Genomic DNA, 9,652 nt, shown 5'->3' on the forward strand with positions numbered 1-9,652 from the left:
TCCATGTTGGCTTTCGACGATATCGCTTTAGGCGATGCCTCTCCCGAGGAAGCGCGGCACATCATTCGTGCTGCCCTAACCGACGGCGGCGCCCGTGCGGCTGAAAGCATCTACCGAGCCCTCCGCGCCTGGACTTGGAAGTGCTTGTCCGACGGCCGGCGAGACGAAGAATTGCGGCGCTGGCACGAGATTATGGCGCGAACTGGGGCTTATCTGGAGGTCGATCACAAGACCTTTGCAGACAAGATCAGTGTGCTGAAGGAGTTGGTCTCTGAATCCATTACTGCGGGCGAGCGTCTGTCATCCGCGGATGTGTTACAGCGTGAGCATGTCCGCGACATCCTCATGGAGATTTTCCGTGAGCCGCATCGTCGAATCTACAGGGCAGCACTGCTGCGCCATTTTGGTCTTGGACAGGCAAATCTCTCACGAGTGCTGAATATGATGACGGTTGCCGGTCTTATCCGGCGTACCAGTTTCGGTAAGCACGCGGCTTTCAGTCTAACCTCGGTCGGCTTGCGAGCCGCCAAGCTAATCGCCGAAAGAGAAACACCAGCACACAATCACAAGCGAGTCGGAGTGCCGACGACAGTGACCTCGCATCCAATCAAACACGGGGGAGCGAAGCAGGTCCAAAACGCCAAGGAGCTGCTTCATCCAACCAGAAGCGCAAACCAATACGAACCCGCTGCATTCAGCAAGGCCGTGGCTGTTTGAGGGGATGTAAGTTCGGATCGGAGAATTTCAGATGGCGAGTAGCCGGGCCGTAGACGCCGCTTCGGAAAGCGAAGAGCGGACTCCTGACGCAATCCGCATGTACGGGGATTTCCTCGACAATGTGAGCGTCGTGAAAAATTCGCTTATGTCCTTGCTCCTTTCGGTCGGTGATATCGAGGCCGCAGGAGACGAGAGCAAAGTCGCTTCCGGTGAGGAAACTGCGCCGGGTCGGACAGTACTCGTGCCGTTCGTCGAGATGAAGCTGGAGGGCGAGCAAGAGCCGTATTTCGCCAATGTGCTTACCCTGGATAACGTCGCCTATCTGATCTACGATCTCGCGCAGGACTTTGAGGTGGTCTGCCAACAGCTTTTGACTGTCTCGAACGGAGGAGTGCCGCCCGAGGCCCGGCGCATTGAACAATCCGCAGAATGGATGAAGCGGGCCCGTGAACACGCTGGCCGCGCATTTCAGTATCTGGAAAAGATTTCGGACCGCATAGAGTCGGTCGGTTAGGATGAGCCTATAATGGGTTGAGGGCTCTTGAACATGCCAAGCTTAACGGCTCGCGACAGCGCCTGAATGGCTAACTATTTCAGCTTGCCGTTCGGCAAACATGCGATAGGCACTTTCTGCACTGAAACGCGGGTGACTGGAATAAATTGTGCCACGCCAGTCACAGCCGCGTCCTCCAGGTGATGCTAACTGGCATTTTCGTCGCGTCGGCCTTGGACGGATTGCCAAATCTGATGCCGCGACCCCGCGGCGTCCTCTCGATAGGACAACGTGATCAAAGCGTCGGAATCTTGGCGTCGATCCCAGCTCTTGGCATTTCCCTTACAGTCGAGAACGGAGTTTAGTGCGGCTTTCGTGGGATCACGAATTTCAAAGGTCCGCCGTCGCACATACCATCCGCCAAGATTACCAGCTCATATTCGTCGCTGACGTCTCGCAACACCGCCAACGCCTCCGGCTTGAGCTCATCGTCGCACTTGCGGAGCTTGACATCATCGAGTCCAAGGCCGGTAACGTTTTTCAGTTTCGCCACGTCGGCGTGAACGCCATCCCACAGGCCCAGGATCCAACCGGCCTTCTCATTGGCGACATCGTCGTCGGGGCCAGCGAGGACCAGTACGCCGTCATTCACTTGAACCAGATCCCTTATACCGCGGCCTTCGCCGACTTCGACCAACGTGGCGTCCGCCTTCGGTGTGTCGGATTCGAATAGTGCGACGGCATCTACCGAGAGGATCGGCGCTCTTGCATCTTTCGCCGGTCCGCGAAAGCCGAAGTGCAAAGTCCCGTTCCGTATTGCGACGCCTTCGATGTTGACGCCTCGTTGCCCTTTGAGGTTGGGAGCCTTCTCGGGCGGCTCGGTTCTCAGGCATTTCTGCTCGCCGATGCTGTCCGACAATGCGGGTAGGGAGCTCATTAAACGCCAGAGGGCGTCGGTATCCTTGTAGTCGGCGAAGTGCTGCGAGGTATCCAGTTTTGCCCTTCCGCTCGTGGGGTCGATAGCGAACCGGATAACATGCCGGCTCCCCGGATTGCTCTCGCAGGTCTTGCGTTTTGCCGAATGGGAGCCCGTAACGTAGAAATATTTGCCGTCGGTGGTCGCCCCTTCTGCGTCCAGTTCCTCGTCCGAGGATCGGAGCGGTACAGCCGCATTGTCGATCACATAGCCCGAGGACGAGACGACCACGTAGTGCGCCAGCGTACCCTCGTCGAAAACGACTAGGCAGGGGCTGCCGGCCCCTGTATTGCAGGCTATTCCGCTGAGCGACTTCCGTGCTTTGTTGGCATGCGACGGGAAGATGAATTGTCCGGCTTCCCACGGGCCCGCGACAGGCTTTACTGTCGGGACGGTTTGAGCGTGGACGTCTGCGGCAATGCTTGAGTGAAGTCTAATGAGGAAACGGAGTTCCCAATGAAAGCCTCGAGCACGTTGCTCGCATATTGGCACCATTTGACCATTTCACTGGGAATCAGCCCTTTCTGTCGAACGATGTGACAACAGATGGAATTCCGTTCTTCTCATAGTGAGCCACTTGACCACGAAAGAGGGCGTTGCCAGGCAGGTCGGCCAAAGCTCGACGAAGTTCAGCGGTAAGATATACATTTATCCGGGAGACCATAACCCGCCTCTTTTCCACATCAAAGGGCCGAATTCGAACGCACTTATCGATTTGGTGACGCTAAGTGTCATTAGGGAAGGCATCGAAGAAGGATCTAGACGAAGTAATCGCCTGCGCAAAGAAGGCGGAAAATCGAGCGTTTCTGGCAGCAGAGTGGAGAAGGCTAAATGAGCGAGAATGAGACTATCGATAGCGGAATTCCGCTTCCTCGCATGGCATCGATTAAGCCCTTCGCTCCCTACACCATCGCCGTGAAGTCGGCGGATGGTCCACGCGCCGGGCGGGAGGATGCTATTGATATCAGTCCAATAATCTTCAGTTACAAAATCTACAAACCGCTTCGTGAGGAAGGCCGGTTTTTGACGGCGCGCCTTGTCGACAACGATGGGGACGCGGTCATTTGGGATGGTGGCGATGATCTCACGATGTCGGCGGATATGATCTATGCGCTAGCTGAGCAGATCATTACGCCCAAGGAGTTTGCAACTTTTCTCGCGCGCAACAACCTGACTCAAGAGGCGGCTGCGGCCCATCTTGGACGCAGTCGACGCCAGATTGCGACCTACGCAACAACCGGCCCTATCCCCCGGATCGTGGCTTGGGCTTGCTATGGTTTCGACGCGTATCGACGGGCCAAAGCTATGGCTGAGAAGGTTGAAAAGGATGAGCATGCTAAAAACAACAAGACGGCTTAAATTCTATTGATCTGCCACAGCATGTGCTGCTCCGGACTTGTTCGTATCCGAGCCCGTTTTTCGTAGGAAGCAGCGCCAGGATTATTGGAAGAATCGCGTTCGCCCGTTCTGGCAAGAGGTCTGGCCCAAGTCCCGAAACCTTGCTTCAAATAGCATCGCGGACTCGCTGGCTGTCCTGAGCATCGCGGGTTTGCTTCAACCTTAGGCGCGGTTCTGGACTGGCTGCAGCCCCTGGAGCATCCCCACCATGTTGTGCACGAGCTGGATGAGTCAGGACTGTGCGCCCGATTTCCCAAAGCCGCATTGCGTTTGCTCGACGCTATCATCAGTGATCAGCCTTGGGCTCCCAGAGAACTTGTGAAGTGCCTGGAGGCTATCGTGCAAGCGATACCGGGGTTGCGAAAAGACAATCGATATCAGCGCTTGGCTGAGTATGCGCGAAAACACAGGGTCTGACGTTGACACTTAAATCCGCAAAAAATTGAGATGGTGCATGAATACGCAAGGCATCTCGCAGGGAGTCTGCCCGCCAAGGATCGGACGATGCACCTCAACCAGTGCGACGGTCTCGTTTCGGTTCTTTGGCGTCACGGACGACGGTCACAATCTCAAAATATGAAACACTCGCAAGCCGGAATACCGCGCGACAGATCCTGCTGAGGTCCTGAATGCCGCTTTTGACGAACGATCCCCTTACGCAACTCGCGTTCTCCATCTACGAGAGCAAGGGCGTGTTTGCGCTCCTGTTGGGGGCCGGCCTCTCCCGTGCCGCCGACATTCCGACCGGATGGGAAATCACGCTCGACGGAGACTATAACGACGCCCGAATCTTAAACACGGAATCCGAGCTGAGCGGCTACCCGGCGCAATACGACACCTGTGCGGTTGGTCTGGAGAATGGGATCATGCCCTTCGTGCGGCGTTTCTTCGCGCGCCGAACCCCGGCGATACTCGATGTTCTGGGCTGCGCGCGGTACACTTGGCGACGGCCGCAGCAGTTGATCGAACATCGGAAGGCTCGGACAATTCCGATCATCGATGCGAATAAACGCATGATGGGACGGGTGCGCTGGTAAGTCGTGGCACGCGTTTGTTGCAATAGAGAAGGAGCTGCCAGATGAAACGGCCGACCCCAGGAACCCAGCGTGCGAATTTCAATGCTCTGGCGAATTTCAGGCGTTTTTGGCGAGACTGCGATGGTTGGCAATCGAACCAAGCGGCCGGGTTCGCCTCATTTCCCGCGTCGATAGAGTACCGATGGAGGGGTAACACACGGCTATTTCGCTCTGACGTAACAATCATATCTCACAGCGGCCCGGACGATGGGAGAGTCGATATTGAGGAAGCACATAGGGTACATGTTGACGACTTCCACCTTCGCTTCGAAGCGCGTTGGCAACAGTACACATTCGACGAAGATTCTGGCTCGCTCACCATTACGGGATCGTCAGACAAAATGGGAGGACCGTATATTGTGAACGTCATGCCGATCTTGGTGAGAGAGGACCAAGGCGAACCTCGCGAAGGCGATTGAGCGCAACATTCAGTACGGCTGATGGTGGGGCTTTGTTGTACTCGGTGCCTTTTGACCTTTCCGGGGTAACCTAACTGGCAACCACCTATCGCTTCGACCACCACGCGCGTTCTTGGGCCAGCGCGTCCGGAGGCGTCGCAGGATGAACCCGGCCGGGAAAGTAGGGCGCCGAATGACTGTAAGCGTCAGCCCGCTGGTGCCGCTAATCCGGACGCCCGTCGGCCCGCCAACCACCGAGCCGCCGTAATCTCGCCCGAGCCGGGCGAAGATCAGAGCGAGGATCTGCTCCGGATCCTTCTGAAGGGTTACCGGCTGGTAATCGGCCTCGACGATTGGGGGGCCGGATCCTTGAAGGTGCGACTGTAGGCATAACCCGCCTTCGCGAGCCGGCGTTCGTTCACCGGCCGACTCCAAATTGCGATTGCCGCGGCGCTAACCGCGGCGCCTCTTGCGGTGGCACGTCGCTGTAGTGCGGAGCAATCGTCTGCCACCAATCATCGAAGCTTCCGAAGTCCGCTCGTCACCTCTCGGTAGTCCGCCCACGGTCAAGGCCGTCTCTCCGGCGACATAGGCCGCATCAGCGGCCCGCTTGGCGAATTCCTCCAGATTCTCGTTCGCTTCGCGCTTCCACCTCAGAGTGCCGGCGTAGGCCCAACTGATCGGCCCTGGTGGACCGCCTTCTACGAACAAGATCCGGAAAGCCTTGTCGGTCGGGTGGCGCTTCGCGTTGAGCTTGCGCTCGATCGCGGCGAGCCGAGCTTCAATCTTCTTCGTCATTGGTTCCGGTCCTTTGTTCGAGTTGCGCGAGGCGCGCTTCGATGTCGGCGGTCTCGATCGCGCGGCGTTGCATCTCGATGGCGGCAGAAACCTCCATGGCCTCGGCCGGCGATAGCTCACCGTCCGCCTTGGCTGCCGTGACAGCATCCAAAGCGGCCACAACGTCGCCCGTAGTTTTCATCCGCGGCAGCGGAAACCGCACGGGGCGGCCCCGGCGCCGCGGCATGACCCGGTCCAAGATCAATCGAGCTGCGCCCATGTCGCCGCCCTTCGCTTTTCTGACGACCCTAGCGACCACGGCTTCGAGGTCAGCCGACATCAGCGCCTCGGCCAGGACTGTCGTCGCGTGACGAGTCCCTGGCCGTTTGCCTGCCGGATTTCCAGAACGACCCTTCGGAAAGGGCCGGCCGCGGACTCGCTGCTTTGGCGCTGCATTTGCTGCAGCTGAACGTTCCGTCGTCACGGCTTCAGTTGCGGGTTCCGATGAAGGCGACGTGCCGAACCGGACGCGACATCTGCTTGAAGATGGTACCGTTGCCGAGGAAGCGCGTCGCCTGGTGACCACCCGGCAGCGTCTCGCGGATCATGCGGTGCTCGAACGGTTTCAGGTCTGGCGGGTTGAGACCATACTCAACCGCTCGGCGCGGATCTGGTCGCACACCGTGTTGAGCGTGGAGCTATCCCGCGCGATCACTGCAAGCTCCGTGTCTTTCCACTTTTGGAATGCCGCTGCAGCGCGGTTAAGCCTGACCTGATAATCGAGAATGCTTCCGTTCATCATCGGACGCGAAGCGCGCTCGCCGAGCGCGACGTACGCGACGTCGGCCCTGGCCCGCAAATCGGCAAATGCATTGCGGGTAGCCGGCGTCTGATGGACTGGTTGGCGAAGCTGCAGCTCGCGCACGTGCGAGAAGAGTTCGATTTCAGAGCGCGAGACGGAGCCGGCCGCAGTGCGCTGTGCTTTCGTCCGGATCGTTGCCCATCGGATCGCCGTCGTCCTCGTCCTTCTTCTTAGCGTCGGACTTGAACTGCTTCAGCTCACCATCGAGCGCGTCGTATTTCGCGTTCATCTGCTCGCCGACCTTCGCTACGTCGGCGCGCGAGCTTTCGGCGATCGCATTACTCGCAGGAAGAAGTGCTTCGGGATTCACTCGTGGATCTCCTGGGAGTGCGTGTGTGAGTGCGTCCCTGCGTCGATTGAACCTACTGCAAATCCCGCGCGCTCGCGAATAAGGGTAACAAGCGCGCAAGTTGATCTGTCAGCACACATCCTGCATGATCATTCGCGCTGATCCGGATCTCCTCTTTCCAGCCCAACCGCTCCGTCGTGCTGACGTGCCGGCAACGGCGGGGCGGTTTTTTAGAGACCCGACTTAGCGCGGACGTACCGCCGATCGTTCTCGTTGGCCCCGGCGTGAGTGGTCGCGCGCCGGGGCCATTAAATCCGCGAGAGTCTTACGCTCTTCCCGGAGCTCCGCCGCCGCTCAATTGTTTGAGCTGTTGGCTAATCTCAGCGAGGAAGTAATTGCGCAGCTTTTCCAAAGCCAATGTCGATACCTCCGGCGAGCCATCGCGCACCACTTGCTCGAATGCGCTCACGATCCGCTCGAGCTGAACGATTATCCGATCATCGGGCAGGCCCGCGAGCCTTATGACGGCGGCGTCGACCATCTGCTTGAATGTCGCGGCATCTTTCTCGTCTGGCATGTACTAGTGCCTCTAAGAGTTGCTTCCCTTCCGGGCAGCCCCGCCGCGCTCCCTGTGCTGTCGGCGCCTGGGATTTTCGGACAACTGAGCGACCGATGTACTCGATCAGCCGCGGCCGGTGCGTCATGTGTCCATGCGTCGCGGAGTGCGTAACGACAAACAGCGGCCGCGCAGCACTTCGACGAGAAGACGATGCTCTCATTTGAGGCAGCGATGACCGTCATCGACGCGCGGCTTGAAGGGGTTGGGCACTCAGTTGAGATTCAAGTTCTCGGATCGCTTCATCGGCCTTGGTCACAATGTCTGTGAGCGTGTTTATAAGGTCATTTCTCGTGTGGGCTTCAGCCTTCGTGAAATCAAACTCGATATGTCTGCCGATTGCTGGCTTGTCGGGCTGATCTTTGGCGATCCGGGCGACATATCCCGCGCTCTCCTGGTACTGATAATATGCTTCTGTAATTTTCTGAACCTCGATTGGTGTAAGCAATCCTAAGTTCTGGATGTTGGCAATATATACCTTGAAGCTGTCGACCAGAGGAATCCAGGTGAAGTCGTTGCGCTCAACATAAGCGATCTCTGATCTCATCAAGTTCGCCAGACTGGTGAGTTCGGCCTTGAGCGAGGTGCGTAGTACGGTCCGTGTGTTCTCGCGCAAGCGACGCTCCGTTCTTGGCGTTTGAAGCGCATTCCATCCAAGGCCCGCCAATACTCCGACGAAACCAAACACGCCGGATACGATAGAAGGCAAGATGCTGATGCTTTCTGCTGCCATCGCGGATCCTCAAGTGATCCTACACATTCTACACGCCAAGGCTTTACCGAAAAAGGTTGCATTTTGGCGCACTCCGACTCCTTACTCCCAGAGATAGGTGCGCCGCCATGCTCATGGCTCCCGGATGATAGGGAGCACCTTGGTTGGTGCCCTTGCGGCTTCCGCGCATTTTGATGCTTTCAATCGCGAGCGCTATGTGCTCTGCGCTGTTTTCGGGAAGGCGTTGAACTTGGTCACCCAGCTCTAGCCGTCCAGCTGCCTATCATTGCCCAAGCGGTGCATCGACGACAAAAGGAAGGTGCCTTGCTGCGCAGCACTCTGGTAGATCAACGACGACATGGTCTGCTGCGAGTTCGTAATCAGCGTCTTTGGCATCCGGATTTCATCGCCGATTTTCAAGTCCGCGCGCATCACGGTTTTGAAGGCGATCGACGGTGCCTGAATCCATGTGGGCTGACCGATCAGATCATTGGAAGCGATCTGCTTTGCGCCGGACTGGGCGCCGCCGAGTAAGTAGCGGATTGCCTGACGCGGTCCGCGCGTCCGTAAGCATTGAAGCCCACGTCCGGTAATGACGACCTGCCATCGACCGATCACGTGAGTGAGGTGGGGCATGCGGCTTTATTGCGTTCTAAACAAACGAGTGAAGAAAAAATGCGCAAGGTGGCGGATCGACAGCGCGAAACATCGACATCACGGGTTTTGATCCTCAGCATCGAAAATCTCTTGACGATTCAAGAGAATATTCGATAAATCGCGCCACTACTGTAGGTTATGTTCTCAATTTTCGGGTCGGTGTCCGATAGGAGATCTCCGCTCAATTTGTTGCGGGCCGCCCGCTATCTACCGCGCAGGCCCTCGACGAGGGCTGGTACGAATTTCTAAAATCCAAGCCTATTTGCTCGCTCAGGACTATCTCCGATGACAGTATGGGAAATTGACGGGATGACTGTGCGCGAGCAGCTCTTTACATTACTGCGCAACCTGCGGTGGATTGCTGTCTTCTCGGTCCTCATTTCAATATTGCTGTACTTGCCAGATCAGATTCAAGAGCTCTACCGGATAGCCGCTGACGATATTGGGTGGGTAACGCTCAAGGAGTTCGTCGCCGTGGGCGTGATTGCGCTTACGATCTGGGCGGCCGCTTTTCAGCTTAGCGCCGCAACCCTGCCTCATATCCCGCCCGCTAGGCTAGGGCATGCACATATCTGGTGCGACGGATTGACTCGGGTCCGCCGCGGGGATTCCAGAATCGGGAGTCTGTGTGCTTCCTATTGCTGCACTCCATGGTTTGGACGGGGGTGCCGCGATGTTGTC

General features: G+C 57.5%; 13 protein-coding genes. 5 read left to right on the forward strand and 8 right to left on the reverse strand.

The genetic code is table 11. The features are described from left to right. The first annotated feature begins 3 nt into the window (after positions 1-3). Positions 4-717, forward strand: coding sequence for a hypothetical protein (locus I6F09_RS25560; RefSeq protein ID WP_225130006.1), 714 nt, complete (start codon positions 4-6; stop codon positions 715-717). Between the two features lie 31 nt (positions 718-748). Beyond that, positions 749-1,231, forward strand: a complete 483-nt coding sequence (locus tag I6F09_RS25565) for a hypothetical protein (protein WP_225130004.1) — start codon at positions 749-751, stop codon at positions 1,229-1,231. 340 nt (positions 1,232-1,571) lie between these two features. Here the strand turns inward: I6F09_RS25565 and I6F09_RS25570 are convergent, their stop codons facing one another. Then, complete coding sequence (locus I6F09_RS25570) at positions 1,572-2,417, reverse strand: DUF3616 domain-containing protein (RefSeq protein WP_225130002.1); 846 nt, start codon at positions 2,415-2,417, stop codon at positions 1,572-1,574. Between the two features lie 600 nt (positions 2,418-3,017). Here I6F09_RS25570 and I6F09_RS25575 point away from each other — a divergent pair. Together I6F09_RS25575 and I6F09_RS25580 are read left to right on the forward strand one after the other, a co-directional pair. Then, entirely contained in the window at positions 3,018-3,545 is a 528-nt protein-coding gene (locus I6F09_RS25575) for a hypothetical protein (RefSeq protein ID WP_225129998.1), read from the forward strand. Between the two features lie 668 nt (positions 3,546-4,213). Then, positions 4,214-4,621 (forward strand): hypothetical protein, encoded by a 408-nt coding sequence (locus I6F09_RS25580; protein WP_225129996.1) that lies wholly within the window; start codon positions 4,214-4,216, stop codon positions 4,619-4,621. 890 nt (positions 4,622-5,511) lie between these two features. Here the strand turns inward: I6F09_RS25580 and I6F09_RS25585 are convergent. From I6F09_RS25585 to I6F09_RS25615, 7 genes are all read right to left on the reverse strand, one after another. After that, the gene (locus tag I6F09_RS25585) at positions 5,512-5,856 is read right to left on the reverse strand and encodes a hypothetical protein (protein ID WP_225129995.1); all 345 of its coding nucleotides are present in this window, start codon (positions 5,854-5,856) and stop codon (positions 5,512-5,514) included. After that, complete coding sequence (locus I6F09_RS25590; protein ID WP_225129993.1) at positions 5,840-6,319, reverse strand: DUF5681 domain-containing protein; 480 nt, start codon at positions 6,317-6,319, stop codon at positions 5,840-5,842. The genes I6F09_RS25585 and I6F09_RS25590 overlap by 17 nt, the downstream gene beginning before the upstream one ends. A gap of 141 nt (positions 6,320-6,460) precedes the next feature. Continuing rightward, on the reverse strand, positions 6,461-6,760 hold the full coding sequence (locus I6F09_RS25595; RefSeq protein ID WP_225189331.1) for a hypothetical protein: 300 nt from the start codon (positions 6,758-6,760) through the stop codon (positions 6,461-6,463). A gap of 19 nt (positions 6,761-6,779) precedes the next feature. After that, positions 6,780-7,007 (reverse strand): hypothetical protein, encoded by a 228-nt coding sequence (locus tag I6F09_RS25600; RefSeq protein WP_225129990.1) that lies wholly within the window; start codon positions 7,005-7,007, stop codon positions 6,780-6,782. Positions 7,008-7,311: 304 nt separating this feature from the next. Further along, positions 7,312-7,563, reverse strand: coding sequence for a hypothetical protein (locus I6F09_RS25605; protein ID WP_225129988.1), 252 nt, complete (start codon positions 7,561-7,563; stop codon positions 7,312-7,314). Between the two features lie 220 nt (positions 7,564-7,783). Further along, complete coding sequence (locus I6F09_RS25610) at positions 7,784-8,335, reverse strand: hypothetical protein (RefSeq protein WP_225183741.1); 552 nt, start codon at positions 8,333-8,335, stop codon at positions 7,784-7,786. Positions 8,336-8,578: 243 nt separating this feature from the next. Further along, positions 8,579-8,950 (reverse strand): hypothetical protein, encoded by a 372-nt coding sequence (locus I6F09_RS25615; protein ID WP_225189332.1) that lies wholly within the window; start codon positions 8,948-8,950, stop codon positions 8,579-8,581. A gap of 330 nt (positions 8,951-9,280) precedes the next feature. Here I6F09_RS25615 and I6F09_RS25620 point away from each other — a divergent pair. Further along, positions 9,281-9,652: hypothetical protein (locus tag I6F09_RS25620; protein WP_225189333.1), on the forward strand; the 372-nt coding region annotated here is incomplete at its 3' end.

Source organism: Bradyrhizobium sp. IC3195 (genome assembly GCF_020193585.1).
In the GTDB taxonomy this organism is placed as follows: Bacteria; Pseudomonadota; Alphaproteobacteria; order Rhizobiales; family Xanthobacteraceae; genus Bradyrhizobium; species Bradyrhizobium yuanmingense.

Excerpts from the sequence above, each read along its gene's own strand:
- I6F09_RS25605 (WP_225129988.1), bottom strand. The coding sequence starts at position 7,563 with ATGCCAGACGAGAAAGATGCCGCGACATTCAAGCAGATGGTCGACGCC.
- I6F09_RS25560 (WP_225130006.1), top strand. The coding sequence starts at position 4 with ATGTTGGCTTTCGACGATATCGCTTTAGGCGATGCCTCTCCCGAGGAA.
- I6F09_RS25565 (WP_225130004.1), top strand. The coding sequence starts at position 749 with ATGGCGAGTAGCCGGGCCGTAGACGCCGCTTCGGAAAGCGAAGAGCGG.
- I6F09_RS25585 (WP_225129995.1), bottom strand. The coding sequence starts at position 5,856 with ATGACGAAGAAGATTGAAGCTCGGCTCGCCGCGATCGAGCGCAAGCTC.
- I6F09_RS25575 (WP_225129998.1), top strand. The coding sequence starts at position 3,018 with ATGAGCGAGAATGAGACTATCGATAGCGGAATTCCGCTTCCTCGCATG.
- I6F09_RS25580 (WP_225129996.1), top strand. The coding sequence starts at position 4,214 with ATGCCGCTTTTGACGAACGATCCCCTTACGCAACTCGCGTTCTCCATC.
- I6F09_RS25615 (WP_225189332.1), bottom strand. The coding sequence starts at position 8,950 with ATGCCCCACCTCACTCACGTGATCGGTCGATGGCAGGTCGTCATTACC.
- I6F09_RS25610 (WP_225183741.1), bottom strand. The coding sequence starts at position 8,335 with ATGGCAGCAGAAAGCATCAGCATCTTGCCTTCTATCGTATCCGGCGTG.